Below are 18,102 nucleotides of genomic sequence, written 5' to 3'. Positions count from 1 at the left end.
ATTCACACTCTTGCAAAGGACATTGCATCCTCTTCATTGATAAAATGAACATCTCCAAGCTATTAAAGGAGTAGGTTTTGCACGGATTAATTTTCGTAAATAATTAATAAAGACACTGTACAAATTAATTGAATCAGTTATAATGTGATAAAAAGCTTGCTAAAAACGGCTGGAAAATGGAGTTGAAATATCATTTAAACGATGAAATTGAAAGCGCTTAATGGATACGGTTTCAAATCGGGAAGTGATATAAAACTCGTGGAAGGGGTTGTTTAATAGGCGATTCATGGACTTTGGAGTACATGGATGGATCCAACAAAGGGGCGTTTGGCAGCAAAGAATGAGTGCGTTGAAAGGAGTTTAAACATGGCTGGTTTAGAACCGATAATTCAGATCGATATGAAAAAGAAGAAGGGCTCCAAACTTCAGTTAATGGCTAAGGAGCTTGTATACAACAAATGGCTTTACATTATGTTTCTACCTGTTTTTATATGGTATTTCATATTTGCCTATTGGCCGATGCATGGCTTGTTAATGGCATTTCAGAAGTACAACGTGGTCAAAGGGATATCCGGAAGTAGCTGGGTCGGGTTCAAATATTTCCAACAATTTTTGGATGACCCCCATTTTTTTAGACTGATCAAAAACACGCTGCTCCTTAATATTTACAGCTTGATTTTCGGATTCCCTGTGCCGATTATTTTAGCTCTTTGCTTCAATGAAATACGGAATCTCCTGTTCAAAAAAATTGCACAGACGATTAGCTATTTACCGTATTTTATTTCTACGGTTGTTGTATGCGGGATGGCTCTTACCTTCCTTTCGCCGAGTACGGGGATCGTCAATATCCTTTTAAATAAATTTGGAATTGAGAGTATTTTCTTCTTTCAAGATCCGGATTACTTCAGAACGATTTATGTGCTGCTGGGAATTTGGCAGGGAGCTGGATTTTCCGCCATTATTTATATCGCCGCTCTTTCGGGCATTAGTCCCGATCTCTATGAAGCAGCCAAGATCGATGGGGCGGGCCGGTGGAGCCAGCTCCGTTACATTACATTCCCAAGTCTGGTCCCGACCATTATTATTATGCTGCTGTTAAACCTGGGCACGATTTTAACGGCCGATTTCGGCAAAATCCTGCTGTTGTACAATCCAACGATTTATGACACCGCGGATGTCCTGAATACTTACGTGTACAGAAAAGGACTCATCGACAATAACTACAGCTATGCCACAGCGGTTGGCCTATTCCAGGCTGTGATTGGTTTCATTCTGGTATACGGAGCTAATTACTTGAGCAAGAAGGCAAACCAGACTTCGCTTTGGTAAAAGGGGGAGAGAACATGTTTAAGACCAAAAAAAGAGTGGACGCCAGTGACGCCATTTATTTTGTATTCATCTATCTTTTTATTATCGTCACTTGTATCGTGATGCTCTACCCATTCATTTATATTCTATCCGTTTCTATCAGCGATACGGACAGTGTGATGCGAAATGAAGTGCTTCTCTGGCCAAAAGGAATCAATTTGTCGGCTTATGAGACAGTTTTGAATTACAAGGGAATGATCGTCGCCTATGGAAATACGATTTACTACACGGTGGTAGGAACATTTCTTAGCTTACTGCTGACGACGCTGGCGGCCTATCCACTCTCACGGAAAAATTGGAAGCTGCGCAATTTTGCCGCCATCTTTTTGGCGATTCCATTATGGTTCGGTGGCGGAATGATTCCATTTTATATGGTCATGAGAGATCTTCATTTGCTTAATTCCCGAATGGGTATCTTGCTTTACGCAGCTATTTCTACGTTCTATATCATCATTGTACGGACCTATTTTGAGAGTCTTCCCAAAGAGATCGAGGAATCGGCCAAAATCGACGGGGCCAGCGATATCAGAATATTCCTACAAATGGCGCTACCTCTGTCCAAACCGGTTCTTGCAGCCATCGGCTTGTATTATGCGGTCGGCAAATGGAACTCCTTTTTCTGGGAATTGATATTACTCAGCAAGGAGCAATTTATGCCGGTTCAGGTGTTATTGGTCCGAATTATCCGTGACAGCTCATTCGATAAGGAAATGGAGAAAGCGCTGGTCCAAAGTTCCGGAGTTCTGCCGATCACCATTCAATATGCGGCTATCGTGATTACGGCTCTGCCAATTATTATGGCCTATCCGTTTCTGCAAAAGTATTTTGTGAAAGGGGTGATGATCGGCGCCGTTAAGAGTTAGTAGATTTGAAATAGAGATGTGGTTAAAATCAATAATCCAAAGTGGAGGTCGTAAGAATGAACAGACAATGGAGAAAGAATGGGATATCCTTATTGATCATTGTAATCATTATGGCTCTTCTGACATCGGCATGCGGAGGCGGAGCGTCAAAGGGAGAATCGTCGCCGTCAGATAATACGAGCGGTGATGAACCGGTGAAATTATCGATCTTTATTGCGAGCCGGGCAACGGACGAAATGTACACCAACGAAACACTGGTATGGAAGGAAATCGGGAAAAAATTTAACGTGGAATTTGACTTTATTACAGGTGATGCCAAAACGATGCGTGACAAATTTCCGCTTATGATTTCTTCCAATGAGTATCCGGATATCGTCGCGGATGCACCTAGCAACTTTAATAAGTACGGTCCGCAGGGCGTGTTCATCCCGCTGAACGATCTGATTAAAGATAAGCCGAATCTGCAAAAATATTTAGTAGACGACAAAATTGCCAAATCCCAGATTGTTAATGCAGATGGCAATATTTACGGAGTTCCGATGTTGTCTGCGGTTCGTACATCCGAAGGCCCCTTGATTCGTCAAGACTGGTTGGATCGCTTGAACCTGCCAGTACCGGAAACGATGGATGATTGGTATAATACTTTGAAAGCGTTCAAAGAGAAGGATGCCAACGGAAACGGTGATTCGAAGGATGAAGTACCGTTTTCTACTGCTGGCACTTTTTATTTGAACTTTGCGGATGCTTGGGGCATTGACTTGAACGAGGATGGCCGTTGGATGGAGGAGAATGGCAAGATGATCTACACGCCAATCGATCCACGCGCCAAGGAATTCCTAACTACGATGAACAAATGGTACAGTGAAGGATTGTTTGATCAAGAGATCCTGTCCAGACAAGATAAAGACTATACTTCGATGGTTTTCAATGATAAAGTCGGTGCAACCAATCATTGGGTTGGATATGTGGCAAGCTTCAATGCAAGACCTGAGGTTGAGAATATTAAAGGATTTAATTTTCAGGTTACGCCACCTCCAGTCATGAACAAAGGCGACAAACCGCTTACGAGCAGGCAGCAGCAAATCGTGGTGCCTGTTGCTTGGGCCATCAGCGGCCAGAACGAGCACGTCGACAAAACGATGGAAATTTTCGAGTATGCTTACAGTGACGAAGGTCAGCTGCTATTTAACTTCGGGGTTGAGGGCGATACATATACGAAGGAAGCCGATGGAACGCTCAAATATACCGACAAGATTATGAAAAATCCGGACGGGGCTGCAAAGGCATTAAGTAGAATCGGAGCGCAGCCATGGATCGGTTTCCGTCAAGATGCCCGTTATGAGAAAGCGGCTGCTGTGAGCGAGGATGCTGCCAAGCAACTGTTCTATTACGTCGAACAAAACTATTTCCGGGATCCGGTACCTGCCTTGAAGTACACCGAAGATGATTTTGAGACGAGCACGGAGATCAAAACGCAGATCGATACCTATGTGAATGAGATGATCAGCAAGTTTATTATCGGGCAGGAGCCGTTATCCCAATTTGAGGCATTCGCTGAGAAAGTGAGATCCATGCGTTTTGATGAACTGGAAGCTATCCAGAACAAAGCGTATGAGGCGAATAAAGAATTAATGAAGTAATGGATAAGAACAATGGAAACTAGGGGGTTTCTTTTTCTAGAGAACACATTACCCTGGAGAAAGGTACATGAATGAAACATATTAGAGGTAACGTATATCTAATGAAAGAAATCAACCGAGCGACCATCTTAAGCTTACTTCATAGGGAAAAAGCGATGTCGCGTGCGGATATGGCAAAGGTTACGCAGCTGAGCGCTACGACCGTGTCCTCTCTGGTGGATGAGCTGATTGCCGAAGGATACATTGTTGAATCGGGCGAAAAGTCATCGGTTGGTGCGGGGCGCAAGGCCATATCGCTGGAGATCAGCAAAGATAAAGGGTTTGTCATTTCGGTCGGTTTGGGAAACAACACATTTTACTGCACGCTGTCCAATTTCCACAGTGAAATCGTCGCTGAGCTTACAGTTCCGGCCGTAAAAGGAAATGACCAGGTTCTGCAGGCGATATTTGACTGTATAAATGAGATTGTCCGAATTGCGGGAATCAGTGACTTCTCCCAAATCAAAGGAATTGGCATTGCTTCTCCGGGTATTGTTGATGAGGGCAGCGGGACAATATCGTACGCACGTTATCTGAATTTGAAGGATTTTGAGATCATCAGGCTGCTTCAGTCCCGTTATTATAATCTGCCTATTTACGTCATGAACGACACCAATGCCGCTGCATTTGCGGAATATTATCTGGAGACGAGTCCTAGCGTTAAGAACGTGTTATATGTATGGATATATGAAGGTGTCGGAGCCCGGTTTATCGTGAATGGCCAGGTCTATTCGGGGTACAAAGGACGAGCAGGCGAGGTCGCCCTGCTGCATGATAATTGGTTTAACAGTACCTATGTGCTGGAGCAGGCGCGGAAAAGGGCAGCCAAGCATGGCTGCCCTGAACCCCAAACCATAGAAGAAGTTGTACAAGCGTATGAACGCGGGGAAGTTTGGATCGAGACGATGATGAATCGAAGCCTGCTGTTTTTGAGCAGGGCGGTTGCGGTCATGATGAATCTGTTTGGCCCGCAAAAGACCATTTTGGACGGATGGTTCATGACATCACCGAAATGCATTCAGAAGATTCACGATCATCTAGCCAAATTTGCGGTGGATGGTTTATATGACTCGAACTGGGTTACCCCAGCGAGCTTAGGTAAAAGAAATTATGTGATCGGCGTAACCACGATGGTTTTGCATCAGCTGTTCAAAGGTAAGATTTCGTTAACGTGATCATTGGCTTTACAAGTAAACTGTCCTAAAAGTACCGGTTATCAAATTTTAGGGAACATCATGGGGGAGAAGTAAAACTGTGAAACTGACGAATAAGATAGGCGTGATTGTTGATGGCTTTCGATTGCCCGTGCGGGAAGGTCTTCAAAAGGCCAAATCTGTAGGTGCGGACGGTGTGCAGATATTCGCGGTGCATGGAGAGATGGATCCGGATCATTTATCCCATTCTTCCCGTCAAGAACTAAAAAAGTACATTGATTCTCTCGGATTGGAAGTTACGGCTTTATGCGGCGATATTGGCCATGGCTTTCAGGATCGTTCAATAAACGGCCAGAAGATCGAGAAGTCCAAACGAATTCTGGATCTTGCGGTGGAGCTTGGCACGAACATTGTCACCACGCATATCGGTATTATTCCGGAGGATGAGCATGATCCTATTTATGAAGCGATGCAAGCAGCTTGTGCCGAGCTGTCGGCGTACGCCAGCAGTTTGGGGGCCCATTTCGCGGTGGAGACGGGACCGGAGACAACGGCAACGCTGAAACGATTTCTCGATTCGTTAGGTACCAAAGGGGTAGCCGTTAATTTTGATCCGGCGAATTTGGTCATGGTTACCGGTGACGATCCTGTAGAGGGAGTCAAGTTGCTGCGGGACTATATCGTGCATACCCATGTTAAAGACGGGATTCGCTATAAGCCTATTGATCCAAGGGAAGTGTATGGCTCGCTCGGTTTTGAGAGCAAGGATCAGAGTTTGGCAAAGAGGATTGAAGATGGGGAATTTTTCCGGGAAGTGCCGCTAGGTGAAGGTACAATGGATTTTGAGGCTTATTTTACAGCACTGCAGGAAATGGGTTATACGGGATATTTAACGATTGAACGTGAAGTGGGTCAAAATCCGGAACATGATATTTCCAAGGCGGTTCAGTTTATTCGCAAGTTTAAAGAATGAAAAAGAGACCCTGAGGGGTCTCTTTTCTATATATAGAATCACAAAAGGTCGCGTTTCTGGCGTGGGCGGCCCGAATATTGGTATCCGGGGAGCCGCCGTTGGCATCGTTTATTTAAGATTGATCGTTCCGAAAATCGAATTTTTACTTGGATCTCTAAAGGTGATAGAACTGATATCCATATTTTCTGGAAGGTTGAGCGTAACTTGAATAGTTTTCGTCTCACCTTTTAGTAGATTGGTATGGTCATATGAAGTAGCTGAACTGATCTTCTTGCCACCAATAGTAGCGCTATCAAAAAAATCTAATGCACTCCATGCAAATTGGTTTGTCGGCTCTTCGTTTAGCGTTGCTTCAAATTCAATAACAGCGAACTTGTTTCCTGTATCAGCAATCATACCAGATGTTGATCCAGGTCCAGATGGGATGAAGTTTGTATAGCTTACACTGTTAACTTTTAGGGTCATATCACCTCGAGTAGCGGTTTCATTAAGTTTGAGTGTTAGTGGTGTCTGTGGTGCATTGGTTTGATTGGAATTTACTTGGGGATTTGTTGGTGTTTGTGATCCAGTCTTCAATTCTATTCTCTTAGCCTTGTTATCGAAAGAAGATAACTCAGCGTTTAGCATTTCGGCAACCTCACGAACCGGAAGGTAGGTTGTACCTTTGTATACAATCGGATCTGATTTGAGATTTTGTTTTTGTCCATCTACGATAATCGTGAATTTTGATAAAACAGCTTGAATTGTACCTGGTGCTGCAGCTGCAATTGTTGCAGATCCAATCATCATGCCAAGTGCTAGAGTGGTAATGGTTTTAACAAACGATTTCTTCAAGTGATACAACTCCTTTTTTTGTCAAGTATAATACTTATTACGGAGAAATCTGGATAAAATTTTATAGCGGTTACACTAACAATTTGCCCATTCTATTCCGTATCCCTTCTTTTGATCTATTGATTATTCCGATATAATGTCTGGATACACTGGGGATTTTAAAGAAATATCAAACGTTAGTTCTAGACATCTGCACGATCGAAAAGGACGCAACGATTGTGATCAAGAATAAAGATACAAAAGAAGAATTAAAGTCCTTGTTTGTCTCTCAAGACATCACTGAACAAATTGAAATAAACATAACAGGAATGAAACAAGTTGAAGTTGAAGTAAAAGGAAATGTAGTTGTTTATCCAACTTCGCATTATAAGTACTATGATCGCATCGGTAAAGAACCCTGTTGGCTTTGGTTAATGGGGCATCCGGATCAAATCCAAGGTGGTATGCAAGTCGGTTGCGAGATAGCTTATGGACTTCATAGCCGGTACGACATGAATAATTTAGAGGTGCGTAAGCAGATTGTGAACTCGGCATTGAAGTGGCGCTTGCTTTTACAGATCGATTCCAAAGAAGACAAAACCGGCATGATGTGGGGAGACGTAGGTCGTATTTATTATTGGATCCATAAAGATGATCTTGCGAAGCTGTGTTTTGACAGGATAATTTGCGAGATGCAATGTAGTTAAAAATGCTCCCGAAAGGGTGCCTTTTTATTAAGTGACCATAAAAAGATCACAATGTCAGCGATATGATTATCTTCTCGTCAGTATTAAATGTCAAAGCAATAAAGTCATCATTCCAAGCACAAAAAATATCGATCCAAGGCAAATGGAAATTAATCCACCGAATTTCACTAAATCAATGTAAGTATCGCTTGGTTCAGAATCTCCTTTGACTTTCCATCCCTCATTCATTCTCCATCCGAATGTCGGATACTTTCTGGCAAGAATGCCAATTCCTATGAAGATAATAGCAAAAAGAAAAAGTGTGCCCCATGACATAGCGTTACCTCCTTGTTGCACCAGAGTCGATAGCCCCATTAAGATCAATACACCACCCCAAAATCCACCTATTGCTGCACCAACCTGGGTTTTTAATAAATCATGATCGTCCTGTCAAGTCCCTTGATGATACATACGCAGTAACAAAATGGAGGTTTCAGTAAAGAGTAAATGCCATAAGATAAAGGTAACTACAGAAGAAAAAAGTCCTGCTCTAATTGAGCAGGACTTTACCTACGTTTCCTCGGTTTTTCGCTTTATTTAATGACGCTCCGGGTTACGGCGTCTTAAACCAGCAAGACCAGCAAGACCGATTAATCCAAGCCACCCCCAGTCTGTGTCATTATCATTGTTTGCTGCGTTGGTGTTATAACTTCTTGCGTTCACGTTGTTTGTGTTCATGTCGTTTGAATTCATGTTATTGTTATCGGCGGAAACAGGGACAACCAGCATTAAAGCAATGTTTAACGTAGCAAGAAAAGACATACAGATTTTCTTCAAGTTGTTGACCTCCTTTCAGTATTAATTTGGAATGTATGGGCAGGTACCGACATTATGGTGCCCATAACAAAGTTTAATAATCCTTTTTTAGGACTAAGAATCGTGAATATGATAGGGAAGGGTTACAGTAAGTGAAAACGAAAGAAGACCTCCTAATCCTTGTCGGGGGCCGGGAGCATCGGTAAACCAAAAAGAATTAATTCTGCCTTCCTAGTGTCCTGATTTTTTTATGCTGATCCATAATTGGAAACCAGTTCCATTGCATCAGAAAATTATGAGATTTGTTGGATACCAATTCCAGGGAATCCAATGAATAATGAAAGGAATAGAAGAAATTGACAATCTCACAAATATCATTTGCTAATGGGGGTAGGATTGTGTCTAGAAAATATTCACGATTATTGATGGCGTGTTTTGCCGGATTGCTGCTGATGTTCGGATTAATGCCCGGATTAAGCTACGCGGCTACCGATTCGGCGCAGTCAACTGTCGAATGGTCCAGGGATTACGGGAGTAACTCCGCAGGGAATGAAGTGATCCCGACTTCTGATGGCGGCTATATAGCCGTTGGAGGTATCTTCGAGGCTGGAAAGTATCAAAAGGCTTACATTTTAAAGCTTGATGCAGAGGGCCAGGTTGAATGGGAACAGAAGCCTATGTATCCTACTACGAATAGTATGGCATACCGGGTCATTGAGACGAAGGACGGCGGATATCTCGTAGCCGGTAACACGAATTCAGAAGACGTACCGATTGTTGGTCAGCTGTATATAATCAGACTGGATTCATCGGGCAATGTATTATGGGAGAAGGTACAGGATGATACAATTGATAGTACCCCGACTGCAATTGTCGAAACGGAGGACGGCGATTTTTTTATAGCCGGGAGTGGGTCCGTAGGCTGGGTTGCCTATGAAAAAGCCTATATTTTAAAGATCGATATAAACGGTGAGACGTTGTGGTATAACAAATACAATTATACAGACAGCGTAGAGTTTAACGACCTTATTCCGGCAAATGATGGAGGGTACATTGCCGTTGGCGGCGTAGGCCGGGCGGAATATGAAACGGGAGACCTGGATGCGATGCTGATGGTCAAAATTGATGATCAAGGCAAAGAAGTCTGGTCGAAACAATTCAAGGACCCGGATAGCCGCTGGACTGCATTTTCCATCACTGCTTCGGAAGATGGGGGTTATGTCATTGGCAGTGAAAAACGTATCGTCCGCAATCGTGTGAATGCACTTACCAAGTTGGACCTGAACGGACAGGAACAATGGGAAAAAACATATCGCGACGGGATGAATTCCGAATTTTTTAAACGTCTTGTCCACACAAAAGACGGCTACGCCATGCTGGGAGAACATATTTCTCACAACAGTCTGGATTACAAAAGGCAATACGATGTGCTGAGCGTCGATGGGAACGGCCAGTTTATCAGCAGGGAATTGTTTAAGGGCCCTCCCATCTACCTCGGTGGAAGTGCAGCGGTAACACCTGACGGCGGATTTATTTTTCCGGGAACCGTTGTACGGGGGGACGTGAAGAAGTTCCAGCTTATGAAGCTGTCGCCTTCAGCGGACAGGCCAGTCGAACGTACGCTGACGGGCATCTCGTTTACGGAAAAGGATAAGAAATTGAAAGCAGGTACAAACGTCTCCACCGTACTTCAAGCGGTTTATTCCGACGGCACAAAGAGCGATTTGTCCAGCACCGCGAATTATGTCTCGGCGGACAGTGCCATCGTGGAAATCGACGCATTGGGCCGGATTACGGGGAACGAGCCGGGGAACACTTATGTCGAAGCAACATACGAAGGTTTCACGACCAGATTGAGCATTACCGTGTTTCCGGAAGACTCGGACGAATTCGAACCCGTCTCTGGCTATATCAAGCTGGATTCTGACGAGTATTCGCTTGCGGAAGGCACGATGCTCGACTTGAAGGTCATATTGCGTAACTATATTAACCAAAACGAAATCGACATCACAAGGCAAACAACATTCATCAGTGATCATCCGGATATAGCCGAGGTAGATAAGGAAGGAAACCTGATCGGACATAAGCCGGGAATAACCCAGATCTATGCCCAATATAAGGGAAGCATCACTTCGGCCAACGTGCTGGTGGTTCGTTCATCCGTTCCGAATGAGAGTGTGCAGTCAGACACCTTAAAGTGAATTCCGCTTGACGATTTTGCAGTGTTATTGTAATGTATCTCACTGATTCAATACTTCTTTCAATACCGGTAGGAATAATCATCTTAGGACCTGTTTGCTAAGATACTTCTTACCCTCGGTTTCATACGAAGCATTTGGATACATTTGTGTAATGTATGCTGTCAGTTTGACTGGTTCTTTTATAGGTTATGTAACAAGCAAAAAAACAGTAAAAAAGTTACATACATTACCGTAAGAATTTGCTTACGAGAGAGCGTGTGCCGATACTCAATCGGCGCACTTTTTTACATTTTGAATCAAAATAATAAAACAGTTACCTTATTAGGGAGTATATGGTAATATATTTATGTAATTATATTAAAGGAGGTAAATGGAAATTGAAGAAAAGAAGCAAGTTAATTATTTCAACTCTCATCGCATTGTCAACTATCATTGCAGCTATTCCTAATGCTAATGCAACCGTGTTTAGTTACAAGAGAACAACTGGTATTTTTAATGCCTATTATGACTATTCTGTTGCTCAATATGGTTATACTTCGCAGTTCGATTGGGCACGCTCACAATGGTCTGGAATCTCTTCAAAAGTATCGATTGGAAAGTCCAGTAAACAAGATAAAACCACAGATATGTATTTTGTTGATAACATTGCAACAAGTGGAGTATATGGTCAAGTAATTAACTATAAGAACGGCGGCTCCAATACTGTTGACCCCAATGTAGGTAATTGGGATTATTCTGTTGTCATATTATACGACAATAATCTGGCTTCAGATGGCTTGAAAAATGACACCAATATAAAGAATAGTGCCTTACACGAAGTAGGGCATTCACTTGCTTTGGCTCATACCAATATCTCTAACTCAACTGAAAGAGCTTCCTCAGTCATGACTGCGGGAACCGACACATTTAAAAATCGTAATATTACTTCTCCTTCAACCTATGATAAAGGTGAATTAAAGTACAAATGGGGAAATTAAAAAATAGGAGGATTATGAAATGAAGATGTTGCTAAAAAAGAAAAGCATAATTCTTTCACTGGCTTTGGTTATTATCCTTGCAGCAGCTTGTTATTATTATTTTGCCATTTATAATTCTGTTCGCGATGTAAGAACTCACCCAGATTATAAGGGGTACTCAACGGGAGAAGCACTATTTTCTGATGCCCAGTTGATTGTTATCGGAAGGCCCATTAAGGACTTTGAAGATCGTGAAATGACGATTAGAACACTTGAGAATGATATACCTGTGGATTTTTATACGTTAACCGAGATCGAGGTTGAAAAGGTTTTGAAAGGCTCTGAGGAAGACGCGAGTAACCTGAAAGTAATAGAACCCATTGCTCTGAAGCAAACGCTATCAGGTAAAGAAAAATTAGCAATTGGGGATTATACTGAAATGAAGAGCGGCAGCAGTTATATAATATTTATGAAAAAAAATACTTATGGACAATATAGCGTAATTAATTTGCAAGCTGGTAAATTCAATTTGGATGGGACTGATCCAGATGATGTGTATGATGAAAGCGAAAACAAACAAAATATTTTTTCGGAATTGAAAACATCTCAATATTTGCAGTAGAGAGCTTTATGCAACTCGTTCAAATAGGTTAGAAAAAAGTAACCAACCCGAATGCTAGGTATTGAGTAGATTTGCAAAAAGAAAAGCCCAAAAATGGGCTTAGGATAATAGAGCATCTATTAGAAACAAAACTATTCCGACTTCTCAAGCGTGGACACACCGATAAGAACAGAATTCGTGGTTCCGCCACTTACATTCTCAAATGAATAAAATGTTGCCGGCACTCCTCGCATCGTGACATAATCGTCTTGCAGAATATCACCGGTAGAGTGGGCATAAAAACCGATAATGGAGTTATCGTTATCATCTATGATGTGTATTTCAGCAAGGGTAATACCCTCTTCGACTTCATCTTCAATGATATCAACAACGTATCCACTTACCTCGATCATCTGATCCAAATAGGGACTCAGATTTTTGTTGAGGTGGCGGGACGTAATATTTGGATCGACTTCTGCCTTCGCTTTCTTTTGAGCTTTAGGTGTAAGCGCTGGAAACAACTCATAATGCTGAACAAAATAGTTATAGGTGACCTCGTCTAGAGCTCCGTCTTCAATTTCAATTGGGATAACATAAGCCATGATTTCAGCGAAAAGGTTTTCTTCCGTTAATCCTTCGACATTACTGCCAGCGTTAGCATTCGCATCTTCCACCTGATTACTAACTTTAACGATTTCGAACGAGTCCATTATGTTTTGGACACTCACTTTTCCTCCATTATCGTAGGCTGTCTTGGAATAGGAAATGGAGAGCGTGTAAAGCTCATTGCCGTTTGAGGCAAAATATTGAGTCAAAATGACCTGGGCGTTGGACTCTCCATGAGTGTATTCAGATTCCAGAATCCCCGCTGCCTTCTTGGGAACGTCGATGTAGTTCAGTTTTTTGAAATCTTGTATTAATGGTCCCCCATCTCCATTGGTTAAACCTTGAACGGCAGCGTTAGCTGCTTCCTCTGGAGTAGCTGACGATTCCTCGATAACGACATTTAAATTATCAACAAAAGCTCCTTGGGGGTTAGGATTTACGAATGCCGCAATGACTTGAGGGATGTTAAGTTCTGCATCCTTCCAAGTCGAAGGGTAGGAAAAGGAAAAATTCTCCCCTTTAAATGATTGAGTCTTGTTAGGTTCTTCATTCTTTTCCTTATTGTCAGAGGCGGTGTTTTTTGCCGCTTCATTTTCCGGGGTTGAAGGGGGGGACGAAGTTTCGGCTGCGTCTTTCCCTGAACTGCATGCAGTCAACATGACCAATAACAACAGGATGAACAGAGCTGATTTTGCCAAGCGTTTCATTTCTTCTTCTCATTTCTTGAGTCCCTATCGGCTAGGGGATTTGCTTGCACGGAAATTTTCCGTCGCTTGTTGTTAACCCGTTAAAACAGGAATATTATAGAATAGTCTATCAGAACTAGGTATATATTTCTATGTTTAAGGCGAAAGAGTAAGGATATTGTAGAATTATAGAAGTTAATGGGAAAATCGAACTATTCCTTGTGAATATTAGCCTTTCCCATGTCTCACCATAGTGATCAAAGGAGTACTCACATCTTTTTATGTTCCCCTAATGAAGCTTTAAGGTTTCATTAAGCTACATATCTTAAGATGGAATCACCTCTTAACAATAGATTAGGAGCCCCTCTAATTCCGTGGTTAGAGGGGCTTCTCTTGTTTACATATCTTTTTTGTCCATTCGTGGTTTGATTATTGCAATTTTTTTGGGCTATGATAGACTAGTATTTTTTATAGCAATACAAATGTTGTAAAGAGAGTAGGAGAGTTATGGAAGATTTCATCTTGTGGTTGAAGTACTTGCTGCTGGGTATTGTGCAGGGGGTTACGGAGCCGATTCCGGTATCCTCCAGCGGTCATCTGATTGTCGCACAGAGACTCATGGGCATGGAGCAGAATGGGCTGTCGTTTGAAATTCTGACCAATACGGCATCGTTGATTGCGATTGTATTTATCTTTCGCAAGGATTTGCAGAGACTGATCGTGAACGGCCTAAGTTATTTGCGCACACGAAAACCGGAGTATAAATCGGATTTCATGTTCATTCTGTATATTATTGTAGGGACAATTCCGGCCGTCATTATCGGCCTGTTGTTCAAAGACCAGATTGAAGAAATATTTGCTTCGGTACGTACGGTTGGTATTGCGCTGCTGTTCACGGGGGTCGCCCTTTGGCTGATTCGGAATCTTCGCGGCCGCAAGCTGGACAATGACCTGTCATTCAAGGACGCGCTTATCGTAGGTTTGGCCCAGGCCGTTGCGCTGATCCCGGGTATTAGCCGATCCGGTTCGACCGTCATTACGTCGATCGCTGTGGGGATGAAGCAGGAGACAGCGCTGCGGTTTTCATTTATGCTGTATATTCCTATAAGTCTCGGCGGCATGGTGCTGGGCGTTTCGGATATCACATCGGATCCCAACTTTTCTTCGTTGCTAACCCCTTATCTGATTGCGTTTATCGCTACACTGATCTGTACCTATTTCGCAATGAAATGGTTCATGAATATCATGGCCCGGGGTAATCTGAAATATTTCGCTTATTATTGCTTTGTCGTCGGTATTTTGCTGCTGGTCTTCTTATAAGAATGGAGTAGGGCTTCCCATAGGTTCTTTGAACTTGTGGGAGGCTTCTTTACATACGTAGGGGAGTGATTATGATGACAAAAGATCCTTTTCAGTCCATCATTACATCGGAGGAGGAGCTTCGCGAACTGTTCGGTGAGTCCAGTCACGTCGTCAAACATAAAACGATTGATCGATTGGATCATCACTGCAAAAACTTTATAGCCAAGAGTCCGTTGCTATTTATGGCTACTTCGGACGCATCCGGTTACTGCGATGTTTCGCCCAGGGGAGATGCACCAGGGTTTGTGCATGTAATGGATGAATCCTGGTTGGTTATTCCGGAACGTCCGGGCAATCGCCGTTTTGATTCGTTGCGCAATATCCTGTCCAACCCGAGGGTCGGCATCGTGTTTGTCATACCGGGATTGAAGGAGACCCTGCGAGTCAACGGTAGTGCCGTTCTGGTAAGGGACGAAAGCATTTTGGAGCAGCTCAGCGTACAGGGCAAACGGCCATGGCTTGGCATCGGAGTACGGGTTGAGGAATGTTATATGCACTGCGCAAAAGCCTTTATACGGTCCCAAGCATGGAATCCCGATTCTTGGATACCAGGCGAGCAGCTGCCGAATCCGTCCCGGATCATTGCGGATCATGTGAATCAAGATAGCGTGACGGAGGAGTCGGTTACTCGGGGATTACAGGACAGTTACAATAAGCGTCTCTATTGATATTCATTTATAATAGGATTAGCGATATAAGGAAACGATGATATATGACGGTCAGATTGAAGATAAGGGGACCAATAGCTTTGATAACGACCAGAGAACAAATTGTAGACCGATTACATAAAGGAATACAGACGCAGGAGCGACTGATTGGCGTTGCGGCAGGGGCAGGGATCTCGGCAAAATATGCGGTTAAGGGCGGGGCTGATTTGATACTGGCCCTGAATTCGGGTCGTTTTCGGCAAATGGGGCTTGGCTCCCTGGCGGGTTTCATGCCCTATGCGAACGGCAATGAAATGGTGATGGAATTCGGCTCGCGGGAGATTCTTTCGGTGGTCGGTGACGTACCGGTGATCTTCGGCCTCTGCGGGACAGATCCAACCATTCAGCTTCCCGATTACTTGGCATTCATCCGCGGCAGCGGTTTTGCCGGCATTATTAACTATCCGACCGTAGGACTGATAGATGGACAGTTTCGTGAAGCCTTGGAGGAAGAAGGCATCACCTATCTGCAAGAGGTGGAGACTATCCGGGCTGCCCATGCGCAAGATATGCTTACGATGGCCTTTGTTTTTACTCCAGAGCAGACGATGTGGATGCTGGATGCGGGAGCCGATATCATCTGCGCCCATTTGGGCGTCACGGCAGGCGGGTTGATGGGCACCACGAAAGCATGGTCGCTGGAGAAGGGGGCGGAAATCGCCAGAGACATATTTGAAGTATGTGACGCTTCGGACAGGCGGCCGATCAAGCTGGTATATGGCGGTCCGGTCCATACGCCGATCGATGTTCAGTATATGTATGACAACACGTCAGCCATGGGTTACGTGGGCGGTTCGAGCTTTGAACGAACACCGACGGAAGAAGCCATTGTGGATGCAACACATCGTTTTAAGGCAACAGGGCATTTGGAGCAGGATCGGCAGCTGATGGAGAAGCTGACGCGGCTCGAAGAGCCGATGGATTATGTTGCTTTTGTAAAAGAGTATGTTGCCGAGAATTACGCCGGCTCGATTTCAATGACCGAGCTGGCAGAGCGCATTCATGTTTCACGAACGCATCTGAGCGCCCTGTTTAACAGAGAAGTGGGATGCAGCTTTCCGGAATATATAGCCAAATACAGGATTCACAAAGCACAGGAAATCATGAAGCACAGCAAGCTGTCCCTAGGCAGAATAGCCGAGCTGGTAGGCTACCCGGACTATGTACATTTCAGCAAAACCTTCAAAAAATACGCGGGAACTTCTCCCCAATCCTATCGTCAGCATATGAAAGACAAATATACATAAAGATCGTACATCGATACGATCCTTTTTATTTGAAAGCGCTGTATTATGGTCTTGTAGGGATCCTATGCCGGACCTGTCAGGACGGGTGCAAGCGATCCTAAAGATGAGATATGGAGGAGGTCTGCACGGTGAAGACGGTAGCTATTGCGGGGACATTTGATTCGAAGGGTGCCGAGTTTTCATACGTTAAATCCGTTATCGAGAGCTTGGGGTTAAAGACGTTTACGATCCATAGCGGTGTGTTCGAGCCGATGTTCACGCCGGATGTATCCAACATCGAAGTTGCAGCGGCAGCTGGTGTGGATATACGTGAGATCGCGGCTCGAAAGGACCGTTCCGCAGGGACTGAGGCATTGGCTCAAGGAATGGAAAAAATCGTACCGAAGCTGTATGCAGAGGGCAAATTTGACGCCATGCTGTCATTTGGCGGTACTGGAGGTACTTCGATCGTCACGGCGGGCATGAGGGCATTGCCGATCGGCGTTCCGAAACTGATGGTGTCCACGGTCGCATCCGGCAATACGGCACCTTATGTGGGGACAAGTGACATTATTATGTTCCCGTCCATCGTGGATGTATCCGGACTGAATTCGTTTTCCACCAAAATATTCACGAACGCGGCTCATGCGATTGCCGGTATGGTTCAATTCGAATCGGCGCCCCCGATGGATAAAAAGCCGCTGATTGCAGCGACGATGTTTGGGGTTACGACCCCGTGCATCGATTATGCCAGGGCTCATCTGGAGTTGCATGGTTACGAAGTGCTTGTATTTCACGCAACAGGTACGGGCGGACAAACAATGGAAAGCCTCATTGAGGCCGGATATATAGACGGTGTGCTGGATTTGACGACAACGGAATGGTGCGATGAGCTGGTGGGCGGCGTTTTGGCGGCTGGTCCGCATCGCCTGGAAGCAGCCGGACGCTGCAAGGTACCGCAGGTCGTATCAACCGGAGCGCTGGATATGGTCAACTTCGGTCCTTATGATACCGTGCCGGAGGCATACCGGGAACGGAATCTGTACAAGCATAACCCCTCGGTTACGCTGATGCGGACCACGGTTGAAGAGAACCGGCAGCTTGGGGAGTTGATTGCAGACAAATTGAATATGTCGCAAGGATCTACCGTGCTGATGCTTCCTTTGCAGGGCGTATCGATGCTCGATGTGGAAGGTGAATCATTCCATGGACCGGAAGAGGATAAGATGCTGTTTGACACATTAAGACAACGCATAGACCGTAAAACCGTTGAATTGATCGAGATGAATACCGACATCAATGATCAAGCTTTTGCCGTGGCTGCGGCCGATAAGCTGATGGAATTGATGAAACGGCAATAAATCTGGCGCAGGTTACAGGTTACACACTCATACAGAATTATTTA

Annotated in this window: 17 protein-coding genes; 13 read left to right on the top strand and 4 right to left on the bottom strand. The window is 44.1% G+C overall.

The features are described from left to right. Positions 1-366 precede the first annotated feature (366 nt). The 5 genes from CRG97_RS27120 (at position 367) to CRG97_RS27100 (ending at position 6,037) form a co-directional block, all read left to right on the top strand. Positions 367-1,329, top strand: coding sequence for an ABC transporter permease (locus tag CRG97_RS27120; protein ID WP_098748753.1), 963 nt, complete (start codon positions 367-369; stop codon positions 1,327-1,329). 14 nt (positions 1,330-1,343) lie between these two features. Beyond that, positions 1,344-2,231 (top strand): carbohydrate ABC transporter permease, encoded by an 888-nt coding sequence (locus tag CRG97_RS27115; protein WP_098748752.1) that lies wholly within the window; start codon positions 1,344-1,346, stop codon positions 2,229-2,231. A 56-nt stretch (positions 2,232-2,287) separates the two neighbouring features. Then, on the top strand, positions 2,288-3,871 hold the full coding sequence (locus tag CRG97_RS27110; RefSeq protein WP_098748751.1) for a type 2 periplasmic-binding domain-containing protein: 1,584 nt from the start codon (positions 2,288-2,290) through the stop codon (positions 3,869-3,871). A gap of 71 nt (positions 3,872-3,942) precedes the next feature. Then, entirely contained in the window at positions 3,943-5,085 is a 1,143-nt protein-coding gene (locus CRG97_RS27105) for an ROK family transcriptional regulator (RefSeq protein ID WP_098748750.1), read from the top strand. Positions 5,086-5,164: 79 nt separating this feature from the next. After that, complete coding sequence (locus CRG97_RS27100) at positions 5,165-6,037, top strand: sugar phosphate isomerase/epimerase family protein (RefSeq protein WP_098748749.1); 873 nt, start codon at positions 5,165-5,167, stop codon at positions 6,035-6,037. A 108-nt stretch (positions 6,038-6,145) separates the two neighbouring features. Here CRG97_RS27100 and CRG97_RS27095 read toward each other — a convergent pair whose 3' ends face one another. Then, entirely contained in the window at positions 6,146-6,871 is a 726-nt protein-coding gene (locus CRG97_RS27095) for a stalk domain-containing protein (protein ID WP_098748748.1), read from the bottom strand. A 218-nt stretch (positions 6,872-7,089) separates the two neighbouring features. Here CRG97_RS27095 and CRG97_RS27090 point away from each other — a divergent pair, with 218 nt between their 5' ends. Beyond that, positions 7,090-7,557, top strand: coding sequence for a YwqG family protein (locus tag CRG97_RS27090; protein WP_237566594.1), 468 nt, complete (start codon positions 7,090-7,092; stop codon positions 7,555-7,557). A gap of 90 nt (positions 7,558-7,647) precedes the next feature. On the opposite strand, the gene CRG97_RS27085 is transcribed toward CRG97_RS27090, so the two are convergent. Both CRG97_RS27085 and CRG97_RS27080 read right to left on the bottom strand, forming a co-directional pair. Continuing rightward, positions 7,648-7,872, bottom strand: a complete 225-nt coding sequence (locus CRG97_RS27085; protein ID WP_098748747.1) for a DUF6199 family natural product biosynthesis protein — start codon at positions 7,870-7,872, stop codon at positions 7,648-7,650. Positions 7,873-8,133: 261 nt separating this feature from the next. Next, positions 8,134-8,373 (bottom strand): WGxxGxxG family protein, encoded by a 240-nt coding sequence (locus CRG97_RS27080; protein ID WP_098748746.1) that lies wholly within the window; start codon positions 8,371-8,373, stop codon positions 8,134-8,136. A gap of 377 nt (positions 8,374-8,750) precedes the next feature. Between CRG97_RS27080 and CRG97_RS27075 the strand changes: the two genes are divergently transcribed. The 3 genes from CRG97_RS27075 (at position 8,751) to CRG97_RS27065 (ending at position 12,131) form a co-directional block, all read left to right on the top strand. Next, positions 8,751-10,553 carry an Ig-like domain-containing protein gene (locus CRG97_RS27075; protein WP_153047515.1) on the top strand — a complete coding sequence of 601 codons (1,803 nt, stop codon included), beginning with the start codon at positions 8,751-8,753 and terminating at the stop codon, positions 10,551-10,553. A gap of 377 nt (positions 10,554-10,930) precedes the next feature. Then, entirely contained in the window at positions 10,931-11,530 is a 600-nt protein-coding gene (locus CRG97_RS27070) for a zinc metalloprotease (protein ID WP_098748744.1), read from the top strand. A 19-nt stretch (positions 11,531-11,549) separates the two neighbouring features. Continuing rightward, a complete protein-coding gene (locus CRG97_RS27065; RefSeq protein WP_098748743.1) occupies positions 11,550-12,131 on the top strand; it encodes a hypothetical protein in 582 nt (193 codons plus the stop codon). A 131-nt stretch (positions 12,132-12,262) separates the two neighbouring features. Here CRG97_RS27065 and CRG97_RS27060 read toward each other — a convergent pair whose 3' ends face one another. Beyond that, entirely contained in the window at positions 12,263-13,423 is a 1,161-nt protein-coding gene (locus CRG97_RS27060; RefSeq protein WP_098748742.1) for a PsbP-related protein, read from the bottom strand. Between the two features lie 486 nt (positions 13,424-13,909). Here CRG97_RS27060 and CRG97_RS27055 point away from each other — a divergent pair, with 486 nt between their 5' ends. The 4 genes from CRG97_RS27055 (at position 13,910) to CRG97_RS27040 (ending at position 18,058) form a co-directional block, all read left to right on the top strand. After that, a complete protein-coding gene (locus CRG97_RS27055) occupies positions 13,910-14,722 on the top strand; it encodes an undecaprenyl-diphosphate phosphatase (protein WP_098748741.1) in 813 nt (270 codons plus the stop codon). A 74-nt stretch (positions 14,723-14,796) separates the two neighbouring features. Further along, positions 14,797-15,432: a pyridoxamine 5'-phosphate oxidase family protein gene (locus tag CRG97_RS27050; protein ID WP_098748906.1), complete on the top strand. Its 636-nt coding sequence runs from the start codon at positions 14,797-14,799 to the stop codon at positions 15,430-15,432. An 80-nt stretch (positions 15,433-15,512) separates the two neighbouring features. Continuing rightward, positions 15,513-16,718, top strand: coding sequence for a phosphoenolpyruvate hydrolase family protein (locus CRG97_RS27045; RefSeq protein ID WP_237566593.1), 1,206 nt, complete (start codon positions 15,513-15,515; stop codon positions 16,716-16,718). Positions 16,719-16,846: 128 nt separating this feature from the next. After that, a complete protein-coding gene (locus CRG97_RS27040; protein WP_098748739.1) occupies positions 16,847-18,058 on the top strand; it encodes a Tm-1-like ATP-binding domain-containing protein in 1,212 nt (403 codons plus the stop codon). Positions 18,059-18,102: the final 44 nt, after the last annotated feature.

This window comes from Paenibacillus sp. EZ-K15 (assembly GCF_002573715.1).
Classification (GTDB): domain Bacteria; phylum Bacillota; class Bacilli; order Paenibacillales; family Paenibacillaceae; genus Paenibacillus_AQ.
Note: the sequence above shows the minus strand (reverse complement) of the source record. Positions and strands in the feature narration are given on the sequence as shown.

What these genes read in the sequence shown, in the direction of transcription:
- CRG97_RS27085 (WP_098748747.1), bottom strand. Translation starts at nt 7,872, where the DNA reads ATGTCATGGGGCACACTTTTTCTTTTTGCTATTATCTTCATAGGAATT.
- CRG97_RS27050 (WP_098748906.1), top strand. Translation starts at nt 14,797, where the DNA reads ATGACAAAAGATCCTTTTCAGTCCATCATTACATCGGAGGAGGAGCTT.
- CRG97_RS27120 (WP_098748753.1), top strand. Translation starts at nt 367, where the DNA reads ATGGCTGGTTTAGAACCGATAATTCAGATCGATATGAAAAAGAAGAAG.
- CRG97_RS27110 (WP_098748751.1), top strand. Translation starts at nt 2,288, where the DNA reads ATGAACAGACAATGGAGAAAGAATGGGATATCCTTATTGATCATTGTA.
- CRG97_RS27105 (WP_098748750.1), top strand. Translation starts at nt 3,943, where the DNA reads ATGAAACATATTAGAGGTAACGTATATCTAATGAAAGAAATCAACCGA.
- CRG97_RS27055 (WP_098748741.1), top strand. Translation starts at nt 13,910, where the DNA reads ATGGAAGATTTCATCTTGTGGTTGAAGTACTTGCTGCTGGGTATTGTG.
- CRG97_RS27115 (WP_098748752.1), top strand. Translation starts at nt 1,344, where the DNA reads ATGTTTAAGACCAAAAAAAGAGTGGACGCCAGTGACGCCATTTATTTT.
- CRG97_RS27060 (WP_098748742.1), bottom strand. Translation starts at nt 13,423, where the DNA reads ATGAAACGCTTGGCAAAATCAGCTCTGTTCATCCTGTTGTTATTGGTC.
- CRG97_RS27065 (WP_098748743.1), top strand. Translation starts at nt 11,550, where the DNA reads ATGAAGATGTTGCTAAAAAAGAAAAGCATAATTCTTTCACTGGCTTTG.